At 65.0% G+C, this 21,149-nt stretch carries 23 protein-coding genes and 1 pseudogene; 17 read left to right on the top strand and 7 right to left on the bottom strand.

The features are described from left to right. Nucleotides 1-65: 65 nt before the first annotated feature. Genes CDN36_RS05850 through CDN36_RS05835 form a run of 4 tightly spaced genes read left to right on the top strand, consistent with a single transcriptional unit; the run spans nt 66 to nt 4,056 of the window. Nucleotides 66-1,112, top strand: a complete 1,047-nt coding sequence (locus CDN36_RS05850) for an ornithine carbamoyltransferase (protein WP_287496220.1) — start codon at nt 66-68, stop codon at nt 1,110-1,112. Continuing rightward, nucleotides 1,109-2,377 carry a threonine synthase gene (locus CDN36_RS05845; RefSeq protein ID WP_287496219.1) on the top strand — a complete coding sequence of 423 codons (1,269 nt, stop codon included), beginning with the start codon at nt 1,109-1,111 and terminating at the stop codon, nt 2,375-2,377. Before CDN36_RS05850 ends, CDN36_RS05845 begins: the two co-directional genes overlap by 4 nt. A gap of 2 nt (nt 2,378-2,379) precedes the next feature. Then, nucleotides 2,380-3,378 (top strand): FAD-dependent oxidoreductase, encoded by a 999-nt coding sequence (locus CDN36_RS05840; protein WP_287496218.1) that lies wholly within the window; start codon nt 2,380-2,382, stop codon nt 3,376-3,378. Between the two features lie 33 nt (nt 3,379-3,411). Next, nucleotides 3,412-4,056, top strand: a complete 645-nt coding sequence (locus tag CDN36_RS05835; RefSeq protein ID WP_150553886.1) for a flavin reductase family protein — start codon at nt 3,412-3,414, stop codon at nt 4,054-4,056. On the opposite strand, the gene CDN36_RS05830 is transcribed toward CDN36_RS05835, so the two are convergent. Continuing rightward, on the bottom strand, nt 4,007-4,822 hold the full coding sequence (locus tag CDN36_RS05830) for a helix-turn-helix transcriptional regulator (RefSeq protein WP_287496217.1): 816 nt from the start codon (nt 4,820-4,822) through the stop codon (nt 4,007-4,009). The genes CDN36_RS05835 and CDN36_RS05830 overlap by 50 nt on opposite strands. A gap of 564 nt (nt 4,823-5,386) precedes the next feature. On the opposite strand from CDN36_RS05830, the gene CDN36_RS05825 reads away from it, so the two are divergent. The 7 genes and pseudogenes from CDN36_RS05825 (at nt 5,387) to CDN36_RS05795 (ending at nt 10,713) form a co-directional block, all read left to right on the top strand. Then, on the top strand, nt 5,387-5,860 hold the full coding sequence (locus tag CDN36_RS05825; RefSeq protein WP_150553884.1) for a DUF2244 domain-containing protein: 474 nt from the start codon (nt 5,387-5,389) through the stop codon (nt 5,858-5,860). A gap of 43 nt (nt 5,861-5,903) precedes the next feature. Next, a pseudogene (gene coxB / locus CDN36_RS05820) lies at nt 5,904-7,121 on the top strand (cytochrome c oxidase subunit II); the annotation flags it as partial. A 46-nt stretch (nt 7,122-7,167) separates the two neighbouring features. Then, nucleotides 7,168-8,760 carry a cytochrome c oxidase subunit I gene (gene ctaD, locus CDN36_RS05815; protein WP_150553882.1) on the top strand — a complete coding sequence of 531 codons (1,593 nt, stop codon included), beginning with the start codon at nt 7,168-7,170 and terminating at the stop codon, nt 8,758-8,760. Nucleotides 8,761-8,762: 2 nt separating this feature from the next. Then, a complete protein-coding gene (locus tag CDN36_RS05810) occupies nt 8,763-8,882 on the top strand; it encodes a cytochrome oxidase small assembly protein (protein WP_217433178.1) in 120 nt (39 codons plus the stop codon). Nucleotides 8,883-8,928: 46 nt separating this feature from the next. Next, nucleotides 8,929-9,546 carry a cytochrome c oxidase assembly protein gene (locus CDN36_RS05805; RefSeq protein ID WP_287496216.1) on the top strand — a complete coding sequence of 206 codons (618 nt, stop codon included), beginning with the start codon at nt 8,929-8,931 and terminating at the stop codon, nt 9,544-9,546. Beyond that, entirely contained in the window at nt 9,539-9,760 is a 222-nt protein-coding gene (locus CDN36_RS05800) for a DUF2970 domain-containing protein (RefSeq protein WP_287496215.1), read from the top strand. The genes CDN36_RS05805 and CDN36_RS05800 overlap by 8 nt, the downstream gene beginning before the upstream one ends. Nucleotides 9,761-9,852: 92 nt before the next feature. Further along, the gene (locus CDN36_RS05795) at nt 9,853-10,713 is read left to right on the top strand and encodes a cytochrome c oxidase subunit 3 (RefSeq protein WP_150553879.1); all 861 of its coding nucleotides are present in this window, start codon (nt 9,853-9,855) and stop codon (nt 10,711-10,713) included. 297 nt (nt 10,714-11,010) lie between these two features. On the opposite strand, the gene CDN36_RS05790 is transcribed toward CDN36_RS05795, so the two are convergent. Further along, on the bottom strand, nt 11,011-11,214 hold the full coding sequence (locus tag CDN36_RS05790) for a twin transmembrane helix small protein (RefSeq protein WP_150553878.1): 204 nt from the start codon (nt 11,212-11,214) through the stop codon (nt 11,011-11,013). A gap of 135 nt (nt 11,215-11,349) precedes the next feature. Between CDN36_RS05790 and CDN36_RS05785 the strand changes: the two genes are divergently transcribed. From CDN36_RS05785 to CDN36_RS05765, 5 genes are all read left to right on the top strand, one after another. Next, the gene (locus CDN36_RS05785) at nt 11,350-12,075 is read left to right on the top strand and encodes an SURF1 family protein (RefSeq protein ID WP_150554158.1); all 726 of its coding nucleotides are present in this window, start codon (nt 11,350-11,352) and stop codon (nt 12,073-12,075) included. 19 nt (nt 12,076-12,094) lie between these two features. After that, nucleotides 12,095-12,721 (top strand): SCO family protein, encoded by a 627-nt coding sequence (locus CDN36_RS05780; protein ID WP_370749618.1) that lies wholly within the window; start codon nt 12,095-12,097, stop codon nt 12,719-12,721. An 82-nt stretch (nt 12,722-12,803) separates the two neighbouring features. Further along, entirely contained in the window at nt 12,804-13,988 is a 1,185-nt protein-coding gene (locus CDN36_RS05775; RefSeq protein ID WP_150553876.1) for a COX15/CtaA family protein, read from the top strand. Between the two features lie 18 nt (nt 13,989-14,006). Next, nucleotides 14,007-14,912: a heme o synthase gene (cyoE, locus tag CDN36_RS05770; protein WP_150553875.1), complete on the top strand. Its 906-nt coding sequence runs from the start codon at nt 14,007-14,009 to the stop codon at nt 14,910-14,912. Nucleotides 14,913-15,096: 184 nt separating this feature from the next. Then, nucleotides 15,097-15,699 carry an SCO family protein gene (locus CDN36_RS05765; protein ID WP_287496214.1) on the top strand — a complete coding sequence of 201 codons (603 nt, stop codon included), beginning with the start codon at nt 15,097-15,099 and terminating at the stop codon, nt 15,697-15,699. 188 nt (nt 15,700-15,887) lie between these two features. Here CDN36_RS05765 and cydX read toward each other — a convergent pair whose 3' ends face one another. The 5 genes from cydX to rpoH all read right to left on the bottom strand — a co-directional run bounded on the left by cydX (nt 15,888) and on the right by rpoH (nt 20,458). Then, nucleotides 15,888-16,004, bottom strand: a complete 117-nt coding sequence (gene cydX, locus CDN36_RS05760) for a cytochrome bd-I oxidase subunit CydX (protein ID WP_039395438.1) — start codon at nt 16,002-16,004, stop codon at nt 15,888-15,890. A gap of 15 nt (nt 16,005-16,019) precedes the next feature. Further along, nucleotides 16,020-17,156 carry a cytochrome d ubiquinol oxidase subunit II gene (cydB, locus tag CDN36_RS05755; RefSeq protein WP_287496307.1) on the bottom strand — a complete coding sequence of 379 codons (1,137 nt, stop codon included), beginning with the start codon at nt 17,154-17,156 and terminating at the stop codon, nt 16,020-16,022. 26 nt (nt 17,157-17,182) lie between these two features. Further along, nucleotides 17,183-18,787, bottom strand: coding sequence for a cytochrome ubiquinol oxidase subunit I (locus CDN36_RS05750; protein WP_150553873.1), 1,605 nt, complete (start codon nt 18,785-18,787; stop codon nt 17,183-17,185). Next, entirely contained in the window at nt 18,777-19,097 is a 321-nt protein-coding gene (gene cydP / locus CDN36_RS05745) for a cytochrome oxidase putative small subunit CydP (RefSeq protein WP_150553872.1), read from the bottom strand. Before cydP ends, CDN36_RS05750 begins: the two co-directional genes overlap by 11 nt. A gap of 422 nt (nt 19,098-19,519) precedes the next feature. Continuing rightward, nucleotides 19,520-20,458: an RNA polymerase sigma factor RpoH gene (gene rpoH / locus CDN36_RS05740; protein WP_150553871.1), complete on the bottom strand. Its 939-nt coding sequence runs from the start codon at nt 20,456-20,458 to the stop codon at nt 19,520-19,522. A gap of 222 nt (nt 20,459-20,680) precedes the next feature. Between rpoH and CDN36_RS05735 the strand changes: the two genes are divergently transcribed. Then, nucleotides 20,681-21,064, top strand: a complete 384-nt coding sequence (locus CDN36_RS05735) for a nuclear transport factor 2 family protein (protein WP_150553870.1) — start codon at nt 20,681-20,683, stop codon at nt 21,062-21,064. The last annotated feature ends 85 nt before the right edge of the window (nt 21,065-21,149 follow it).

The following is a 21,149-nucleotide window of genomic DNA, read 5'->3' as shown; positions in this document are numbered from 1 at the left end:
GGTGGCAATAGGGGGCAATAAGGCCCGCAACCGAGCGGCGGCATCGACCCATCAGGAGAGCGAACGTGAACAGTCATTGGTTAGCCCCGGACATGACGATGAGCGCGGCGGACTATCTCGCGTTGCTGGACGCGGCACTCGCTTTCAAGCAGCGCTACCCCGCGCACACGGGGGCGGCGCTGCAGGGCAAGACGATCTATTTCCTCTTCTACAACGCGTCGCTGCGCACGCGCAGCAGCTTTCAGACGGGGCTCGCCCGGATGGGCGGCAATGCGATCGTGCTGGACCCGCATCACGCGATCTACACGCCGGCGCTGCCCGAAGCGGAAATTCCCTACACGACCGAGCGGATCGCCGACGTAGCGCGCGTCCTCTCGTCATATGGCGATGCGATCGCGATACGCATGTACGGCGAGCCGGCGGGATGGGTCTACGGCGCCGCGCATCGACATCTCGAAGCGTTCGCGCGATCGAGCCGGGTGCCTGTGATCAACATGGAGTGCGATCGCTTTCACCCCTGTCAGGCACTTGCCGACATGATGACGTTGCGCGAACGGCTGGGTGATCTCGCCGGGCGCCGACTGTGCATCAGCTGGGCGTACTCAGGGAGCTGGCACAAGCCGGTGGCCGTGCCGCAAAGCCTTCTGCTCGCCGCCGCCAAAGCCGGCATGGACATCACGCTGGCCCACCCGGCCTCGTTTGGCCTCGATCCCGAGGTGATGGACCGCGCGCGGCAGGTCGCGGGCCAGACCGGCGCGCGTGTACGCGTCACCCACGATTTTCTTGACGGTGTGAATGGCGCACAGGCCGTCTATGCCAAATCGTGGTGTTGTCTCGCGCATCTGCCGACACGACACGGCGATCCGGTGGACGAGCGAGCGATGCAAAGGGCGTTCGAGCGCCATCGCGACTGGCGTGTCGACGCCGACGTCATGCGTCTTTCCGGCACGGACGCGGGATATCTTCACTGCCTGCCCGCCGACCGTGGACAAGAGGTGACGGACGAAGTGATCGATGGCGCGTCGTCCTGGGTTTTCCAGCAGGCGGCAAATCGGCTGCATGCTCAGAATGCCGTCATGGCGCGGTTGCTGAATCCGGGATGCCTCGCATGAGCCGCGCTTTCTCACACCGATACGTATGCGTGCGCTGTGCCGCGCGACAGCCTTGGGCCGGCATTCGCTATCGGTGCGACGTGTGCGGACACAACCTCCGTATCGAGCGCGACACCGACGTCGATGCGCCAGGCGCCGGCGACATCGTTGCCATGTTTCACGGACGAGGGATGTGGCGTTACGCGCCGCTCCTGCCCGTGGACGCCCGCTGGGGCAGTCGTCTGCGCGTTGGCGACACGCCATTGATCGACTGTGGCGATGACGGCGGCGTTCATCTTCGGGTGAAGGACGAGGCACGCAATCCGAGCGGCTCGCTCAAGGACCGCGCGACTGAAGTGGCGCTGGCCGCCGCGAGGTTCGCGGGATGCACTCGGATAGTGACCGCTTCGACCGGCAACGCGGGAGCGTCGCTGGCATGCATTGCGGCGTCGCATCAAATGGCTGCGACGGTGGTCGTGCCCGCCGGCGCGCCGCCCGCCAAGTTGGCGCAGATACACGCGTATGGCGCCGAGGTCGTGGCGCTCGACGGCAGTTACGACGACGCGTTCGAGTTCGCCGAGCGCATGGGCGCCGAGCCCGGCGTGTGCTGCCGCAATACCGGAATCAATCCATTCACGCGCGAAGGCAAGAAAACGTGCGCGTTCGAGATTGCCGAGGCGCTCGAATGGCACGTCCCGGACTGGGTCGTGGTGCCAACCGGGGACGGCAACCTCTTGTCCGGCATTGCCACCGGATTCCTCGATCTCTTCTCGCTCGGTATTACACGCGCCATGCCACGTCTTCTTGCCGCGCAAGCGCTCACCTCCGACAGCATCACGCGCGATTGGGCGCACGGGCGCAGCGGTGCGGGGTCGCTGCCCTTGCCGCTCTCGCCGACTGTCGTGCATCCGGCGACGGTTGCCGACAGCCTTTGCGTGCGCCGTCCGCGCGATCATCTGGCGGCCTTGCAGGCGCTGCGCCTGACGTGCGGCGTCTGCGTGGCAGTCGACGATAGCGCGATCATGGCGGCGTCCAGTGCGCTTGCGCGGCGCTTCGGCTTGTGGTTCGAGCCGTCGGCGGCTGCCGGCTACGCCGCGCTGCGTGAGGGCATCGCGCGCGGTTGCATTCGCGCGGGCGAGACGGTGGTCCTGCTTGGCACCGGGAGCGGCTTGAAGTCGCGAAACGCGATCGATGACGCGAGGGCTTCCGAAGCCGAGCCCCGCGTCCAACGCCGGCCGGCGCCCACCCCCGCCGAGCCTCTCCGGGGGCGGGAGGAGGGACGGTGACGATGCGCCCCAGAACCATCGTGCTCGGCGCCGGCGTGAGCGGACTCACCACCGCGGTGACGATGTCGCTCGCGGGCAGCGACGTGACGCTCCATTCGGCAGAAGGACCCGCGCGGACCACATCGTCATTGGCGGCCGCGATCTGGCATCCGTTCTACCAGGCGCCTGATCTGGTCTACCTCGCGCGTGCCCGTTCGACCTACGACACCATGCGTCGACTGTCCGCCGACGTGTCGTCAGGCGTGAGCATGCGCGCCCTCACCGAGTACTTCCGGCAGGATGCCGGTCCGCCTTGGTGGGCGGACTGCGCGGAGGAACTCGTGCGCGTCCCGCAAGGCGCCGTGCCATCGCGCTTCGCGAGCGCCTACCGGATGATGGTTCCCGTAGCCGACCCCGCGCGTTACCTCGGGTATCTCATGAACACCTTCCTGGAGCTTGGCGGCGAGTGCGTATTGCGACATGTCGATGACCCTGTGCCGCTGCTCGGGGAAGCCGACTTTGTCGTGAACTGCTGCGGCTATGGAAGCCGGCGATTCGGCGATGCCGAGGTCTCGCTCGCCCGTGCCGTCGTGCTGCGGGCTGCCCGTGACGACGCCGTGCGCGGGTGCTTCATCGACGACGGCGATTCGCGCATGCCCACGTACATCATCGAGCGCGACGAAGACATTGTGCTGGGCGGCACCGCCGACCCGGATTTGACGTCGACCGTCATTGGCGAGCCTCAGGTCGAGAGCATCGTGCGGCGATGCGCGGCGCTGTGCGAAGGCGCCGCCGCGTTGCGCATCCTCGAGGCGAAAGTCGGGTTCCGGCCGATGCGGCCCACGGTGCGCGTCGCCCGCGACGAGGTGCATGCGCGTCTACTGCACAACTACGGCCATGGCGGCGGCGGCTTCACACTGTCGTGGGGGTGCGCGGCGCATGTCTTGCGGCTGACGGGCATGGCGTCGGCAGATGAACCACCGATCGGGTCTTTAACGGCCGAGGGGGCGCGAGCAGAGTGAGCGCGCGGTGCGTGAACAACTTCGGGAGACACCATGGAACTGGATCCGGCCGCGCTGGACGAGGCGAGCCTCTACAACTTCATGATGAGTACGATCCTGCCGCGTCCTGTCGCGTGGATCAGTACCATCGACGCGCTGGGGCGAACGAACCTCGCGCCGTATGCGTACTTCATGGGCGTATGCTGCGTGCCGATGACCGTGCTGTTCTGTCCGGTCGTGCCGCCGCCGCCGTTGCGCAAGAAGGACACGCTGCGCAACATCGAAGCGGTGCCGGAGTTCGTCGTCAATATGGCGAGCGCCGCGTGCATCGAGGCGGTCAACCTTTCCGCCGCGCCCTTGCCGCCCGGCGAGTCGGAATTCGATCTGACCGGCGTGACTCCCGTGCCGTCGTCGCGAGTCAAACCGCCGCGCGTGAAGGAGGCTGCCGTCGCGTTCGAGTGTCGTGTGCGCGACATTATCGAAATCAGTGCTGCGCCCGGCGGTGGCTGGGTCGTGCTGGGAACGGTGCTGGCTGCCCATGTCGAGGACACCCTGCTCGACCCCGTCACGTATCAGGTCGACCTCAAGGCGCTGCGCCCGGTGGGACGACTGGGCGGCGGCGCCTTCGTGAACGCGGCGAGCGATACGTTCACGTTGACGCGTTACAAGACGCTCGCCGACCTCGTGCGGCGCCGCTGACGGCGGGGCTCGCCGCACCCGTTTCGTCGTCGAGCAATCCGTAGTCGCTCGCGAGCTTGGCCGCGCGGTGGCGGCTCGATACGTCGAACTTGCGCATTACGCTGCGCAGATGAAAGACCACGCCATGCTCGGAAATGGTCAGGATGCGCCCGATCTCCCATGACGTCTTGCCGCGCGCGACCCATCGCAGGCATTCCCGCTCGCGCGGTGTCAGTACGGGCGCACCGAGGGGCGCATGCTCGCGCCGCACGATACGCCATACGGCTTCATGCAGATGCGTGGCCAACGCCGCGCCCGCATGCTGCGTCCAGGTGAGGGTCTCGGACGGCCGATGGCGTCGCGGTGAGGCCAGACTCAGCATTCCCCACGCACCTGACGGCGTGAAGACCGGATAAGTCACGCCCGAGCACAGACCGGCCGCTCGTTGTTCATCAAGGAGTTGCCGCGCTTGCGGCGACGCATACAGCGCGGGCGTCCATTCGACAGGCGTGAGTTGCCGGCAGGCGCGCATGGGCACGGGGTCGATGGCGGCGTAACGCTGCGCGTCGTACCGTGCGCGCCAGGCAGGCGGAAAATTCTCCAGCCATGGCGTGGCGAGCGTTCCGCCCGGCAGCGGAAACTGGCCGCGATAGCTGAAGTACCGCTGCCTGAGCGCGCCGCATAGCGAGTGCAGGCGGGCACGCAAGGTGTCGAAGTCAGCGGCGGACTGCAGGGCGCGAAGGCCGTCGGCAAACGCGCGGGGTGTGGTGCAACGCATGGCATGCATGGGCGGGGCGATGTCTGGAACATGTCCCGCTTTTAGCACGCGCAATCGGCCAGCGCGCATGCGCGATCGCTGTGAAGCCCGCGCCGGCCGCCTGCATGGACGCGATCACGGGGCCGCGACATAACGTCGCACGCGAAATTCCGTACACCGTCTACTGTGGATGCATATCGGACGAATCCCGCATCGCAACGAAAAAACGGCGAAGCTCACGAGCGGGGCATGGAAGGCAGGGCGCGTTGATGCCGACGATCGCATCCGGATCGCGGCGGGCCGGTATTCAGGACACCGCAACGAGTCGTGCTGTGTTGCAACGTACCGCCTCCCTCACGCATAGGGAGTATCCCGTAGTTGTGCCACTGCTGAAATTCCGGGCTAGGGGAATTACCGGATTTTCCTTTTGCATCAATGAGTTCAGGAGGATGCTATCGCGCGTCAAATACTCGGTATCAATGTTGTCGCTTCGAGAATGCGCGTTCTATAATGCGGCAGTTTGTCGCGGCCCGGACGAAACAAGTTCCCGGCCGTCGGACATGAACGACCCAAAATGCCCCACGGGTGACGGCGATGCTCGCAGCCTCTTCTTCCGACGCCGAGACGGTGACGAAGGAATGGACGCACAAGCGCAACTGCGCGATATCGCCGCGCCAGTTTGTCCTGTTCTACCTGTCGTTGGCCGCCGTGTCGCTGGGTGTTGCCTTGATTGCGGCGTGGCGCGGTGGGTGGTTGGTCTTGCCGTTCACAGGCCTGGACTTGCTCGTGGTGGGCGTCGCGTTCGTCATTCATGCCCGGCATGCCACAGATTACGAGGTCATTCGGTTGTCGCCCGTGAGCCTTGTGGTCGAGCAACGTTCAGCACAGAGGTTGACGCAGTACGAGTTCAATCCCCGCTGGGTACGCATCGACATCGAGAAGCCGCCGCGAACGCGCATCGTTTTGCGCTCGGGCAGCCGCTCGGTCACCGTCGGAGCCTATCTTGCGCCGCATCGCCGCGAAACGTTTGCGCGCGAGCTGCGCCGTTGTCTTGCCCAACAGGCCTGAGAGAGATGGAGACGATCTCGGGCGACCGCCAGGGAGGATTTGGATGGTAATTTTGGGTAAGGAAGCTATGAAAAAAACGAAACACGCCTTGGCGGCTTTCCTTGCGGGCGCCTCACTGCTCGCCGGCGTTCCGGCACTGGCGGCGGTCACCGACATGCCGGGGGGGCCGGCCGTCAACGAACTCAACTTCCAGCCGCCGGTCACGAAACTCGCGCAAGAGCTCCACAGCCTGCACACCATGATGCTGATCATCTGCCTGGTGATCTTCATCGGCGTGTTCGGCGTGATGTTCTATTCGATTTTCAAGCACCGCAAATCCAAGGGCCATCAACCTGCCAACTTCCATGAAAGCACCACGGTCGAGGTGATCTGGACGGTCGTGCCGTTCATCATCGTGATTCTGATGGCGCTGCCCGCAACCAAGACTGTCGTGGCCATGAAGGACACGACCAACGCCGACATCACCATCAAGGTGACCGGCTATCAATGGAAGTGGGGCTACGACTACCTGAAGGGCGACGGCGAGGGCATCAAGTTCCTCTCCACGCTCACCACGCCGCGCAGCCAGATCGACGGGCAGGAACCGAAGAGCAACACCTACCTGCAGGAAGTCGACAATCCGATGGTCGTGCCGGTCAACAAGAAGGTGCGTCTGATTACCACGGCCAACGACGTCATCCACTCGTTCTACGTGCCGGCATTCGGCATCAAGCAGGACGCCATTCCGGGCTTCGTGCGCGACACCTGGTTCAAGGCCGAGAAGGTCGGCGAGTACCGCGGCTTCTGTACCGAACTGTGCGGCAAGGAGCATGCGTTCATGCCGGTGGTGGTGAAGGTCGTCTCGCAGGAGGACTACGACCGCTGGGTCGACTCGCAGAAGAAGCTGATGGCGGCGTCGGCCGACGACCCGAACAAGACCTACACCGTGCAGGAATTGATGGAGCGCGGCCAGAAGGTCTACAGCGCGAACTGCGCGGTCTGCCACCAGCCCAACGGCAAGGGCGGTGGCGCGTTCCCGGCGCTCGACGGCAGCAAGATCGCAACGGGCCCGGCGGCCGATCACATCAGCATCGTCCTTCACGGCAAGAACGCCATGCCCAACTGGTCGCATCTGAACGATGTGGAGTTGGCCGCGGTGATCACGTTCGAGCGTAATTCGTGGAGCAACAAGACCGGCGACGTGGTTCAGCCGGCGCAGGTGCGCGACGCGCGCGGCAACAAGTCGGCCAACGCCGGCGCGGCCGCCGACGCCGGCGCAGCGAAGAACAGTTAAGTCGTTCGACCAGTTCGAAGCAAGGAGATTGGGTATGAGTTCCATCGCTCACGATCACGTGGCGGGTCACGACGATCACGCGCACGACCATCCGCACGGGTGGCGTCGCTGGCTGTTCGCGACGAATCACAAGGACATCGGCACGATGTACATGATCTTCTCGTTCGTCATGCTGCTCTCGGGCGGCGTGATGGCGCTGATGATCCGTGCCGAGCTGTTCGAGCCGGGCCTGCAATTCATTCGTCCGGAGTTCTTCAACCAGCTCACCACCATGCACGGCCTGGTGATGATTTTCGGCGCGATCATGCCGGCGTTCGTGGGCTTCGCGAACTGGATGATCCCGCTGCAGATCGGCGCGTCGGACATGGCGTTCGCGCGCATGAACAACTTCAGCTTCTGGCTGCTGCCGGTCGGCGGTTTGCTGCTGATCTCGTCGTTCCTCGTGCCGGGCGGCGCCACCGCCGCGGGCTGGACGATGTACGCGCCGCTGTCGGTGCAGATGGGCCCGGGTCAGGACCTGGCGATCTTCGGTGCGCACATTCTGGGCGCGTCGTCGATCATGGGCGCGATCAACATCATCGTGACGATCCTCAACATGCGGGCACCGGGCATGACGCTCATGAAGATGCCGATGTTCGTGTGGACGTGGCTCATCACCGCCTACCTGCTGATCGCCGTGATGCCGGTGCTCGCCGGCGCGATCACGATGCTGCTCACGGACCGCCACTTCGGCACGTCGTTCTTCAACGCGGCAGGCGGCGGCGACCCGGTCATGTACCAGCACATCTTCTGGTTCTTCGGACACCCGGAGGTGTACATCATGATTCTGCCGGCGTTCGGCATCGTCTCGCAGGTGATTCCGGCGTTCTCGCGCAAGCCGCTGTTCGGTTATAGCTCGATGGTGTACGCCACGGCGTCGATCGCCATCCTGTCGTTCATGGTGTGGGCGCACCACATGTTCGTGACGGGTATGCCGGTCACGGGCCAGCTCTTCTTCATGTACGCCACGATGCTGATCTCGGTGCCCACGGGCGTGAAGGTCTTCAACTGGGTGGCCACCATGTGGAAGGGCTCGCTCACGTTCGAGACACCGATGCTCTTCGCCGTCGGCTTTCTCTTCGTGTTTACGATGGGCGGCTTCACGGGCCTGATGCTCTCGATGGCCCCGCTCGACATTCAGATGCACGGTACTTACTACGTGGTGGCGCACTTCCACTACGTGCTCGTGGCCGGTTCCCTCTTCGCGCTGTTCTCCGGGTTCTACTACTGGGTGCCGAAGTGGACGGGCCACATGTACAACGAGTGGCGCGGCAAGTTCCACTTCTGGGGCTCGCTCATCACGTTCAACGTGACGTTCTTCCCGATGCACTTCCTGGGGCTGGCCGGCATGCCGCGTCGCTATGCCGACTACCCGGCGCAGTTCACGGACTTCAACCAGCTCGCGACGATCGGCGCCTTCGGCTTCGGTCTGATGCAGGTGTACTTCCTGTTCTTCGTGGCGCTGCCGGCGTGGCGCGGCGGCCCGGCGGCGGAAGCCAAGCCCTGGGATGGCGCCGAAGGTCTCGAGTGGACCGTGCCCAGCCCGGCGCCGTTCCACACGTTCGAGACGCCGCCGAAGGTGCATTGAACATGGCATTGAGTCGGGAGCAGCGCACGAGGAATTTGCGCACGGGGCTGATTCTGGCCTCGGTGGTGGCGGTCTTCTTCATCGGCGTGATGATCAAGACCAAGCTGTTGGGCGGTATCTGAGCCGCACGTCCCGCGCCCTGGCGCGGGGCGCGCTAACAGGGCGAATATGGGCGGTTTGCGACGGATCAATGTGCGCACCTTCAGCAAACTGTTGCTGCTGGTCGCGGTGATGTTCGGTTTTGGGTACGCGATGGTGCCGTTCTACCGCGCGTTCTGCGACCTCGTGGGCATCAACCAGCTCGGCGATCGCACCAACGAAGTCACTGCCCGTAATTCGCAGGTCGACGAGAGCCGCACCATCACCGTCGAGTTCGACGCGAACGCGCAGGGCCCGCTGCGGTTCAAGCCGGCAAGGAGCAGCCTGACGGTGCACCCGGGGCAGATCGCCACGATCGAGTACGAAGTGGCGAATCAACAGCCGCACGAGGTGCGCGCGCAGGCGATTCCGAGCTACGCGCCGGCGCAGGCCGCGAGTTACTTCAAGAAGATCGAGTGTTTCTGTTTCACGCAGCAGACGCTGCGGGCCGGTGAGGCCAAGGAGTTTCCGGTGGTGTTCGTGCTCGACACGAAACTGCCCAAGGATGTGAATACGATTACGCTGTCCTATACTTTTTTCGATCTCGGCAAGCACGACGCGAACCAACGCGCCGACGTGTCCGCACCGGCGCGGCCGGTCGAGGTGACGGGAAATGCGACGGGAGGAGGCAAGGGCAGCAATGGATGACCTCAAGCAGGCGAGCCGGCGCAAGTTGTCGTTCGTCCAGACCATCAAGGCGGTGTTCTGGTCGTTCTTCGGCGTGCGCAAGGGCCGCGATCACGACCGCGACATGGCGCAGCTCAACCCTGTGCATCTGATCGTGGCGGGACTGGTCGGAGGCATCCTGTTTGTCGTGGCGCTGGTGTTCCTGGCGAAGCTCGCCATCCGGCTCGCGACGTAAGTGGCATCGTCCGGCGCTGCACGGCACGCACGGGAAAGTGCGGGCGCCGGAAGTCGGCAGAGACAAAGAGAACCAAGCCTGGAGAGATAAGAATGAGTGGTCAACACCAAACGGCGCCTTACTACTTCGTGCCGGCGCCCTCGCGCCATCCGGTGAGCTGCAGCGTCGGCCTGCTGGTGGTGCTCGGCTCGGCGGCCGCCTGGGTCAACGGGCAACCGTGGGCCCCGTGGACGGCGCTCGTCGGCCTGCTGTGGGTGCTGTGGGTGCTGCGCGGCTGGTTCGGCGATTCGATCGCCGAGTCGGAGGGCGGCCTGTACGGCAAGCGCATCGACGTGTCCTACCGCTGGGGCATGAGCTGGTTCATCTTCTCCGAGGTGATGTTCTTCGCGGCATTCTTCGGCGCGCTCTTCTATGCGCGCGCGCTCGCCATGCCATGGCTCGGCGACCTCGACAACAAGCTGCTGTGGCCCGACTTCGCGGCCGTGTGGCCGAACACCGGCCCGGCGGGCGTGGTCGACGCGTTCGAGACGATGGGCCCGTGGCCGATTCCGACGCTCAACACCGCGCTGCTGCTCACGTCCGGCGTCACGCTCACCATCTCGCACCACGCGCTGCGCGCCAACCATCGCGGCAGCGCGATCTTCTGGCTGTTCGCGACCGTCGTGCTGGGCTTCGTGTTCCTCGGCTTCCAGGCTTACGAATATCACCACGCCTACACGGAACTGAACCTGAAGCTCACCTCGGGCGTGTACGGCTCGACGTTCTTCCTGCTCACCGGCTTCCACGGATTTCACGTGATGATGGGCGCGATCATGCTCACCGTCATGATGATTCGCCTGATGAAGGGGCACTTCACGCCGGAGCATCACTTCGGTTTCGAGGGCGCCGCCTGGTACTGGCACTTCGTGGACGTGGTGTGGCTGGGTCTGTACGTGGTGGTCTACTGGCTCTGAGGCCGTAGACCGCGAGACTTCAGGGGCGCCGCCGGACTCCGGCGGCGTTTGCGTTTGGAGCGCCGCCGGCACGGCGCGAGGCGACGTTCGGGAAGCATCGATGGGCGCGGTCCGAAGTGGCGTGCGCCCCGTGGACCTGCCCGCGGGCCGGCAGACGATGGAATGCGGCCTTATGTCGCAGCCTGCCGCGCGGGGTGCAAGCCGCGGCGCGATGCGTCGACGCCGGACGCTGCGCCGGCCCGGCAAACGCGGGAGCGATGCGGTGCGGCGTTTTGCCGCAGGCGCGCGGCGCGGGACTCAGTATCTTATGCCCGTGCTGTGGATCCAGCCCATCCAGTTCGCGAACAGGATGAGCAGGAACAGCGTCACCGACAGGCCGACGCGCACCATGAGCGAATGCACGGTGCGATTCGAACGGCCCTTGTCCCGCATCATGAAAAACAATGCGGATGCCAGACTGCCGAGAATCAGGACGAAGGCGATGGCAACGAGGATGCGCATGATGTGTCCGACGACGGGAATTCATCATTATCGGGCAACGGGCACCCGCCCGCATGCTGCATTGCAGTGTGCGGCGCCGCGCCACGGTGCGCTGTCAGACGAGGAACGGACGTGTTGAAAACCCTCTTGCGCGGCATGCGTCCCGCGCCGGCGCTGCTGATCGTGCTGGGTGTGCTGCTTACCGCGGCGCTCGGCGTGTGGCAGTACCAGCGTGCGCAGTTGCGGCTCGGGCGGCAGGCGCAGATCGAGCATGCCACGCGGGCGCCCGTGATCGCGCTCGACGCGCGTGCCCGCGCGCTGAGCGACGTGGCGAACCGCCGCGTGCGCGTGACGGGCCGCTTTCTGCGCAACCGCGTGGTGTATCTGGACAACCGTCCGCGCAACGAACTGCCCGGTTTCTACGTGGTGATGGCGCTGCAGGTCTCGCCCGAGCGCGTGGTGCTGGTCAATCGCGGCTGGCTGCCGCGCGATCTGCGTGATCGCACGGCCATCATGCCGTACCCGACGCCGGCGGGCGACGTGACCATCGAAGGCATTGCGCAAGCCGATGCGTCGCGCGCGTTCGAACTCGGGCACGGCGGCTCGGCGGCCGGCATGTCGATCCGGCAGAATCTGGATGTGGCGGCTTATGCGCGCGAGACGTCGCTGCCGCTGCAGCCGTTCGTCATCATGCAGACGAACGACACGGGCGATCACCTGCTGCGCGACTGGCCTGCGCCGGCGAGCGGTGCGGATCGCAATTATGGTTATATGGCGCAATGGTTCGGCATGTCGCTGATCCTGGCGCTGCTGGGGCTGCGCCTGGCATACCGGCGTGGCCGGCGGCTGGCGCAGACCGGTGACAATTTGACGCGAGCATGAGGCGAGCATGAGGGCAGATGTGAGTACCGGACGCACGGCGCGTGCCGCCGATCCGACAGACCCGGCACAACGCCGCCGCGCGCGACGCATGCTGATGCTGCTGTTCGCGGTGTGTGCCGCGCCGGCTGTTGCGGCGTACCTGATGTATTACGTCTTCAAGCCGCCGGGCGGCACATCCGCTTACGGCAAGCTGATCGAGCCGCAGCGGCCGCTGCCCGCGCTCGTGGTGCGCGACGACGAGACGGGCGAGACGCTGCCGCTCTCGTCGCTCAGGGGCAAGTGGCTGATGATCAGCGCGGACACCGCCGCATGCGACGAAAACTGCGTGAGCAAGCTGTTTTACATGCGGCAGATCCGTGTGCTCCAGGGCAACGAGCGCACGCGCGTGGAGACGCTCTGGCTCGTGACCGACGATGGCGTGGTGTCCGACCGGATCGACAGCGCCTACGAGGAAACGCGCCGCCTGCGTGCCGATCCGGTGGCGCTGGCGAACTGGCTGCCCACGCAGGACGGTACGGGCTTGCGTGATCACATCTATCTGGTCGACCCGCTGGGCAACCTGATGATGGCGTTCCCGAAGCAGGGCGATCCGGCCAGGATCAAGCGCGACCTGTCGCGACTGCTCAAGTGGTCGGGCACGGGTTGAGCGGCGCCGGCGCCGCCCGGCATGACGAGTAATACGGTGCGCCGCACGGCGCGCGACACGACGAAGAACTGACGCGAAACGAATGCTTTACCTTCTGGAACTGGGCTTCATCGGCCTGTGTATCGCGGTGCTGCCGCTGGGCTGGGTGCTGTTGCGCCGGGATGCGAACAAGTACCGCAAGCTGGCCTGGGTGACGACCTTTCTGACGCTCGACCTGATCATGTTCGGCGGCTTCACGCGCCTGACGGATTCGGGGCTGGGCTGTCCCGACTGGCCGGGCTGTTACGGCACGTCGTCACCATTTGCCGCGCACGCCGACATTCACGCGGCGCAGGCGCTGCTGCCCACGGGACCGGTCACCTTCGTCAAGGCGTGGATCGAGATGATCCATCGCTACTTCGCCATGTCCGTGGGCGTGCTGATCATTGCGCTGATGGTGGTGGCGTGGGCCAGGCGTCGCGAGTTGAAACAGTCGCCGTGGCTCGCGACGTGGCTGTTCATCCTCGTGTGCGTGCAGGGCGCCTTTGGCGCGTGGACCGTGACCATGAAGCTGCAGCCGGTCATCGTCACGACGCACTTGATGTTGGCGCTCACTCTGCTGGGGTCGCTCGTGTGGCTGGCGTCGCGCCAGATGCCGCTCGCGAGCGTAGCGGCCGACCCCGGCGCGCTGCGCTGGCGCTGGGCGGCGCTGATCGGGCTGGCGCTGCTGGTCTTCCAGATCGCGCTCGGTGGCTGGGTGAGCACCAACTACGCGGTGCTCGCGTGCACCGATTTCCCGACATGTCAGGGGCAATGGGTGCCGCCGATGGACTTCCACAATGGCTTCAAGCTGTGGCGCGAGCTCGGCAAGACGGCCGGCGGCGAGGTGATTCCGATGGCGGCGCTGGTCGCGATTCACTGGGTACACCGCACCTTTGCCGTCGTCGTGGTGCTCTATCTGGCGTGGCTGGCGAGCCGGCTGCGGCGTCACGCCGCGCTGCGCCGCGCGTCGACCCTGCTCCTGGCGCTGGTGTTCGTGCAGTTCGCGACCGGATTGTCGAACATCGTTTTCCAGTGGCCGCTGCTCAACGCCGTCGCCCACAACGGCGGGGCGGCCGTCCTGCTGCTGTTGCTCGTTATGTTAAACTACCGCATTCGCGCCGCAAGGACGGCGTCCATTGCGGCCGGCCTGAACGATCAGGCAGATCTTTCCGCCCGCCAGAAGCCCCTCCCCGCAGCGGAGCCGGCTGCCGCATCACTCGCTGGCGCCCCGACTGGCTCGGCGTAGCGCATTGCCTCTGAGTGTATGAAAAGCACGACCCTTACCCATCCGCCGGCTGGCCGCATCGCGCAGTATTGGGCCCTGACCAAGCCCCGCGTGACGCAGCTCGCCGTATTCTGCGCCGTCATCGGCATGTTCCTGTCCACGCGCGGCATGGTGCCGTGGCAAGTGCTGATCGGCGGCACCGTCGGCATCTGGCTGCTGGCGGGCTCGGCGTTCGCCGTGAACTGCCTGATCGAGCAGCGCGTCGACGCCCTGATGCGCCGCACCGCGTGGCGCCCATCGGCGCGCGGCGAGATCGCGCCGTGGCAGATCATCGTCTTCTCGACGATCCTGGGCGCGGCCGGCATGGCAGTGCTCTACACGTTTACCAATGCGCTCACGATGTGGCTCACGCTGGCCACCTTCGTTGGCTATGCGCTCATCTACACCATCATCCTCAAGCCCTCCACGCCACAGAACATCGTGATCGGCGGCGCCTCGGGGGCCATGCCGCCCGCGCTCGGCTGGGCGGCCGCGACCGGCGCCGTGCCCGCCGACGCCTGGATTCTCGTGCTGATCATCTTCGTCTGGACGCCGCCGCACTTCTGGGCGCTCGCGCTCTACCGGCGCCAGGACTACGTGAACTCGGGCCTGCCGATGCTGCCGATCACGCACGGCGAGAAGTACACGCGCCTGCAGATCCTGCTCTACAGCGTGGTGCTGTTCGCCGTGTCGCTGCTGCCGTTCGCGCATCGCATGAGCGGCTACCTGTATCTGGCCTCGGCCGTGGTGCTCTCGGGCATCTTCCTGGGTTATGCGGTCAAGCTCTGGCGCAGCTATTCGGATGCGCTCTCGCGCTCCATGTTCCGTTACTCGATCGTTTATCTGTCGTTGCTGTTCGCGGCGCTGCTGGTCGATCACTACGTTCAGATCTTCCTGCTCGGCTGAAGCCCGACCGCGCGGGGCAAACCCGAGCCGAGCCCGGACCGAGCCGAATTCATGACGCTCGCGTGGGTCCATCGCACGGCGCTCGCGTGAACCACGTCGACAGGCGCGTTACGGTATCCCTGGCCGGCGCGCCTGTTGTCCTTTCATCAACCCGTTTTCTCTTACCGTGCGGGGTCATTCGTCCATGAAGCTGGTTGTCATCTGGTTGCGTCGCGTAATGTTGCTGGTGGGACTCTCTCTCGTGCTCGCCGCGTGCAGCAAGGAGGGCCCGTCGTTCCAGAGCCTCGATATCACCGGCAACAAGGAGTTCGCGCAGGACTTCTCGCTGCAGGATCCGCAGGGCAAGACGCGCACGCTCGCCGACTACAAGGGCAAGGCCGTGGTGATGTTCTTCGGCTACACACATTGTCCGGACGTCTGCCCGACCACGATGGCCGAGCTCAATCAGGTCATGCAAAAGCTTGGCGACGACGCGCAGCGCGTGCAGGTCATCTTCGTGACGGTCGATCCGCAGCGTGATACCGCCGAGCTGATGGGGCAGTACGTGCCGGCGTTCAATCCGGCGTTCGTGGGCCTGCGCCCGGCCGACGACGCCGCGCTTCGGGAGGTGACGAAGTCGTTTCGCGTGGTCGTCAACAAGGTCGAAGGCTCCACACCGAACAACTACACCATCGACCATACGGCGGGAATCTACGTATTCGACCCGAATGGCCAGTTGCGCCTTTTCATGCGCCCGGACGAGTCCGTCGACGCCATGGCCAAGGATCTGAAGACGCTGCTGGGCTGATCGCGCCCCCGCATGGCGGGCATTCCCGACGTGCTTCGCCGTCTGCGCCTTCTCTGTCTTCCCGGCAAACAAAAAAACGCGCCCGTGAGGCGCGTTTTTTCATGGGCCGCGGCTCGGCCGGGTCGAACGGAAAAAGCCCGAACGAAGCCCGAACGAAGCCTCCCGTCGACCGTCCGTCAGCCGCCTTGTCAGCCGCCTTCCTGGCTGCGGCGTTCGAGATCGTCATGCGCTTCAAACCACATCACGTTGATGATGCCGAACGCGAGCGCGAGGCCAAGGCCGAGAATCCAAGAGAAGTACCACATGTCGCGACTCCTTGATCAGTACATCGTATGCGGGTTGTCGTTGACCGTTTCGATCGTCACGCGGCCGCGAATCACGCGGTACACCCAGCCGGTGTAGAGCAGAACGACGGGCAGGAAGACGATCACGGCGATCAGCATGATCTGCAGCGTGAGCTGGCTCGAGCTGGCGTCCCACAGCGTGAGGCTGCTGCCCGGCGCGGTCGCCGACGGCATCACGAACGGGAACATCGAGAAGCCGGCGGTGAGGATAATGCCCGCCATCATCAGCCCCGTCACGACGAACGTCCACGCATAGGCGCGGCTGGTGGCGAGCAGGGCAGCGAGCAGCGCGCACAGGCAGGCGACGACCGGCGCGGCGATCATCCACGGATACGTCTGATAGTTGGCGAGCCACAGGCCCGGGCCGGTGACGACCTGCTTGAGCAGCGGATTGGCCGGCGCGTCGGTGGGCGAGGCCTGCGCGATGGCGAAGCCGTCCACATGCGTGGCGACGAGCACGCCGGCGACGAGAAACAGCAGCAATGTGCCGAGCGCGGTCATGCGCATGATGCGGCCTGCACGCTCGGCGACCACCGGATCGGCCTTCATGCGCAGATGCGCGGCGCCATGGGTGAGCAGCATGAACAGACTCACCAGCCCGCACAGCAGCGCGAACGGATTGAGCAGCGCCCAGAACGAGCCCGTGTAAGTCGAACGCATGGTGTTGTCGAACGAGAACGGCAGACCGAGCAGCAGGTTGCCGAACGCCACGCCGAACACCAGCGACGGCACCACGCTGCCGACGAACAGCGCCCAATCCCACGAATTGCGCCAGCGTGCGCTCGGCAGCTTGTTGCGGTAGTCGAAGCCGACCGGGCGCAGGAACAGCGCGAAGAGCACGAGCAGCAGCGCCCAGTACAGGCCCGAGAAAGCGGCGGCGTAGACGAGCGGCCATGCGGCGAACATGGCGCCGCCGGCGGTCACGAACCAGACCTGGTTGCCTTCCCACGTGGGCGCGACGGTGTTGATGATCACGCGACGCTCCGCGTCGGTCTTGCCGAGGAAGGGCAGCAGCGTGCCGGTGCCCATGTCGAAGCCGTCGAAGAAGGCGAAGCCGATCAGCAGCACGCCGATGAGCACCCACCAGATCAGTTTGAGGACGGTGTAATCGATCATCATGATGTGTGTCTCCCTGACGATCAGACCGAGGTCGCCGTAGGTTCGGCCGCGAGCGCGGCGCCGTCGGTGACTTCTGTCTCGAAGTGATAGCGGCCGGTGTGCAGCGAGGACGGGCCGAGCTTGACGTACTTCACCATCAGGAACATTTCAATGATGAGCAGCGCGGTGTAGAAAACGATGAATCCCGCGAGGCTCAGGTACAGGTCGCCGGCGGACAGCGACGAAGTCGACAGGTGCGTGGGCAGAATGCCCGCGATGGTCCACGGCTGGCGTCCCACTTCGGCCACGATCCAGCCGAACTCCGCCGCCAGCCACGGCAGCGGAATGGCCCACACCGTCCAGCGCAGGAACCACGCCGAGCGAGGCTTGAGCAGGCGGCGGCGCGCACACAGCCAGAAGGCCCACAGGAACGTGAACAGGAACAGGAAGCCCAGGCCGACCATGATGCGGAACGACCAGAACACGGGGGCGACCGGCGGGATGGTGTCGTTCGCGGCCATGTGGATCTGTTCCGGCGTGGCGTCGACGACGTTCGCCGTGTACTTCTTGAGCAGCAGACCGTAGCCGAGATCGTCCTTGTACTTGTCGAACTCGGCGCGCACGGCAGGCGACTTGTCGCCGCCGCGCAGCTTCTCGAGCGCGGCGAAGGCGAGCATGCCGCGCTTGATGTTCTCCTTGTGCTCGTCGCGCAGTTGCGTGAGACCGATCACGGGCGTGTCGACCGAGCGCGTGGCGATCAGCCCCATGGCCCAGGGAATCTTCACGGCGAAGTCGGTGCGCTCTTCCTTCTGATTCGGGAAGCCGAACAGCGTGAACGATGCGGGCGGCTTGGCCGTCTCCCACTCCGCCTCGATGGCCGCGAGCTTGACCTTCTGGACCTCGCCGGTGGTGTAGCCCGACTCGTCGCCGAGCACGATGACCGAGAGCGTCGAGGCGAGGCCGAAGCCAGCGGCGACGGCAAACGAGCGCAGCGCGAACGGCACGTCGCGACGCTTGAGCAGGTACCACGCCGAGATGCCGAGCACGAACATGGCCGCGGTCACGTAGCCGGCGGAGAGCGTATGCACGAACTTCACCTGCGCTACCGGGTTGAAGACCACTTCCCAGATGCTGTTGAGCTCCATGCGCATGGTCTCGTAGTTGAAGTGGGCGCCCACCGGATTGTTCATCCAGCCGTTGGCCACGAGAATCCACAACGCCGAGAGGTTGGAGCCGAGCGCCACGGCGAACGTGGTCGCGAGGTGACCGACGCGCGAGAGCTTGTTCCAGCCGAAGAAGAACAGACCGACGAACGTGGCTTCCAGGAAGAACGCCATCAGGCCCTCGATCGCGAGCGGCACACCAAAGATGTCGCCGACGTAATGCGAGTAGTAGGCCCAGTTGGTGCCGAACTGGAATTCGAGCGTGAGACCGGTGGTCACGCCCATCGCGAAGTTGATCAGGAAGAGCTTGCCCCAGAACTGGGTCATGTCCTTGTAGACCTGCTTGCCGGTCATCACGTAGACCGATTCCATGATGACAAGCAGCCACGACAGGCCCAGCGTGAGCGGGACGAACAGGAAGTGATACAGCGCCGTTATGGCGAACTGCAGGCGCGAGAGGTCGACGACTTCGCTACTGATCATGGCGGACACCTTGACTTGGGGTGGGGGGTGGCGGTTCGACGGCTTGCGGCCCGATCAGGGCGCGGGCTACGACGTCCGGCGGCAATTGCATGTGCCTGGCCATCGGCGCGTCGAAAAACGCATGCTTCAAAATGAACAGGAGTACTACCTTGATCGCGAGCACGATCAGGATTTCGGCCATGAAGCGGGAAGGGCGGGTGCGCCAGCGTTCGAGCAGCCAGGCGAGCGGGCCGGCGGCGGGCGAGCGTGGCGCCGCGGCCGATGCGGCCGTGGCGGGAGGCTTCAGACTGCTAGGAGAGTGGGTGTCCATCCGTGACGGCTCCTGGCGTCGAAAGTCGTGTTGTCCTTAACAGCGTCGACTTCCGGCGCATTTTGCCTTATCGCTTGAAATTGTCAAACTGTGGCACGCGGGGGCGCAGGCACGCGCGCAACGCCAGTTCGACGCGCCACCGGCGCCCTGACGGCGGTCGGCGACGAGCGGATTCGAGACACGGATTGGGCGCGGCGAACGGCCCCCGGGCCGCCCTTCGCACGCAGCATGGCTACGTACTAGCCGATTCTATCGACGCGGGTGGCGCGCCGCCTTGCGATGCATCAAGTTGCACGCAAACGGTCGATGAACTTTCGAAGTCCATAAAAAAGCCCCGCGATCGCCGCGGGGCTTTGGGAGCGTGTTGTCGGCGCCGGCGCCGCCAGGCGGCCTTGGCGCCATGCGGCGATTGGCCGCGCGGCTCAGGCGTAGGCTTGCAGCGCGCCCTTCATCTTCTTCATGGCGGCGACTTCGATCTGACGAATGCGCTCGGCGGACACGCCGAATTCTTCCGCCAGTTCGTGCAGCGTGGCGCCGCCGCTGCCATCGTCGTCGACCGACAGCCAGCGCGCTTCGATGATGCGGCGGCTGCGCGGGTCGAGCCGTGCGAGGGCCGTTTGCAGACCGTCGCTTTGCAAATGGTCGCGCTCGCGCGCGGCAATCACGGCGGTCGGCTCCTGATGCGTGTCGGCCAGATACGCGATCGGTGCGAAATTCGCGCTGTCGCTGTCGTCGCTATGGCCTTCGAGGGCGATATCGCCGCCGGACATGCGCGTTTCCATCTCGATGACATCTTCGCGCTTGACGTTCAGATCGCGCGCGACCTGATCGATCTCTTCCGGCGTGAACGCCTGCAGACCCTGCTTCTGGCTGCGCAGGTTGAAGAACAGCTTGCGCTGTGCCTTGGTGGTGGCGACCTTGACCGTGCGCCAGTTGCGCAGCACGTACTCGTGAATCTCGGCCTTGATCCAGTGCATGGCGTAGGACACCAGTCGCACGCCTTGCGACGGGTCGAAGCGCTTGACGGCCTTCATCAGGCCGATGTTGCCTTCCTGGATCAGGTCGGCGTGCGGCAGCCCGTAGCCAAGGTAGTTACGTGCGATCGACACCACCAGCCGCAGGTGCGAGAGCACGAGCTTGCGGGCGGCTTCGAGATCGTCGTGCTCGCGCAGGCGTTTGGCGAGCGTTTGCTCTTCCTCTGCGGAAAGCATGGGAATGCGGTGGACAGCCTGAATGTAGCTGTCGATATTGCCCAGACTGCCCGGCAGCATCAAGGCCGACGGGGCGAGAGCAAGGGCACGCGAAGTCGGCGCCGTGCCGGTGGCCGGCGTCGTCGGATGCAAAGTGGCGGCAGTACTCAAGTGGTGGACTCCTGGTTAGCCTCTGGGAAAGCATTTTAGCACTCTATCCAGATGAGTGCTAAAGACGTTAGAACCCTTACGGGACGGGAAGTTTCCGGCCTCTCGGGGTTTTCCAGCAGCCCCCGTCAAACGGGGGATCTCATCGGCGCAAACGTTACGCGGATGGTGTAAATTGCAACCCAAGCCGGGGGCGTTCGGCGCCGGCGAAGATGGGAGATCAGCATGGCTGGGAAGCATATCGACGCGGTACGTGCGCTCGAAACCGCGCGGTTTGACGCGATGGTCGAGGGCGACGTCGAACAACTGGACTTACTCCTGGCAGACGGCATGCATTACGTGCATTCCAACGGCAAACGCGAAACCAAACGCGAATTCCTCGACGCGCTGACGTCGGGGCGCCGCCGTTACCTCGACATCGATATCCGGGCGCAGGAACTGCGCCAGTTCGGCGACACCGTGGTCGTGACCGGCAAGGTCTGGGTCGAGCTGGAAACGGCGACGGGCTCGCTCGAGTCACAAATGGCCTACACGGCCGTGCATGTGCGCGAAGCCGAAGCGTGGCGCCTCATTTCCTGGCAGGCGACCCGCATGGCGTCGGCCGACTGATCCGCCGCTTCCCCGGTATCGCCCCGCTCCCCGTTCCACGGACGTTTCCTGTTGCTGCCCATTGCCGATCTGGGCCGATCTTGGC

This window comes from Pandoraea sp. CB10b_02 (genome assembly GCF_002216225.1).
Lineage (GTDB): Bacteria > Pseudomonadota > Gammaproteobacteria > Burkholderiales > Burkholderiaceae > Pandoraea > Pandoraea nosoerga.
The sequence above is the reverse complement of the archived record's forward strand: the minus strand, read 5'-3'. Positions and strand labels throughout refer to the sequence as shown.

Coding starts and splice junctions, on each gene's coding strand:
- CDN36_RS05845 (WP_287496219.1), top strand. CDS start 1,109: ATGAGCCGCGCTTTCTCACACCGATACGTATGCGTGCGCTGTGCCGCG.
- CDN36_RS05840 (WP_287496218.1), top strand. CDS start 2,380: ATGCGCCCCAGAACCATCGTGCTCGGCGCCGGCGTGAGCGGACTCACC.
- CDN36_RS05835 (WP_150553886.1), top strand. CDS start 3,412: ATGGAACTGGATCCGGCCGCGCTGGACGAGGCGAGCCTCTACAACTTC.
- CDN36_RS05830 (WP_287496217.1), bottom strand. CDS start 4,822: ATGCATGCCATGCGTTGCACCACACCCCGCGCGTTTGCCGACGGCCTT.
- CDN36_RS05825 (WP_150553884.1), top strand. CDS start 5,387: ATGCTCGCAGCCTCTTCTTCCGACGCCGAGACGGTGACGAAGGAATGG.
- ctaD (WP_150553882.1), top strand. CDS start 7,168: ATGAGTTCCATCGCTCACGATCACGTGGCGGGTCACGACGATCACGCG.
- CDN36_RS05810 (WP_217433178.1), top strand. CDS start 8,763: ATGGCATTGAGTCGGGAGCAGCGCACGAGGAATTTGCGCACGGGGCTG.
- CDN36_RS05805 (WP_287496216.1), top strand. CDS start 8,929: ATGGGCGGTTTGCGACGGATCAATGTGCGCACCTTCAGCAAACTGTTG.
- CDN36_RS05800 (WP_287496215.1), top strand. CDS start 9,539: ATGGATGACCTCAAGCAGGCGAGCCGGCGCAAGTTGTCGTTCGTCCAG.
- CDN36_RS05795 (WP_150553879.1), top strand. CDS start 9,853: ATGAGTGGTCAACACCAAACGGCGCCTTACTACTTCGTGCCGGCGCCC.
- CDN36_RS05790 (WP_150553878.1), bottom strand. CDS start 11,214: ATGCGCATCCTCGTTGCCATCGCCTTCGTCCTGATTCTCGGCAGTCTG.
- CDN36_RS05785 (WP_150554158.1), top strand. CDS start 11,350: ATGCGTCCCGCGCCGGCGCTGCTGATCGTGCTGGGTGTGCTGCTTACC.
- CDN36_RS05775 (WP_150553876.1), top strand. CDS start 12,804: ATGCTTTACCTTCTGGAACTGGGCTTCATCGGCCTGTGTATCGCGGTG.
- cyoE (WP_150553875.1), top strand. CDS start 14,007: ATGAAAAGCACGACCCTTACCCATCCGCCGGCTGGCCGCATCGCGCAG.
- CDN36_RS05765 (WP_287496214.1), top strand. CDS start 15,097: ATGAAGCTGGTTGTCATCTGGTTGCGTCGCGTAATGTTGCTGGTGGGA.
- cydX (WP_039395438.1), bottom strand. CDS start 16,004: ATGTGGTACTTCTCTTGGATTCTCGGCCTTGGCCTCGCGCTCGCGTTC.
- CDN36_RS05750 (WP_150553873.1), bottom strand. CDS start 18,787: ATGATCAGTAGCGAAGTCGTCGACCTCTCGCGCCTGCAGTTCGCCATA.
- cydP (WP_150553872.1), bottom strand. CDS start 19,097: ATGGACACCCACTCTCCTAGCAGTCTGAAGCCTCCCGCCACGGCCGCA.
- CDN36_RS05735 (WP_150553870.1), top strand. CDS start 20,681: ATGGCTGGGAAGCATATCGACGCGGTACGTGCGCTCGAAACCGCGCGG.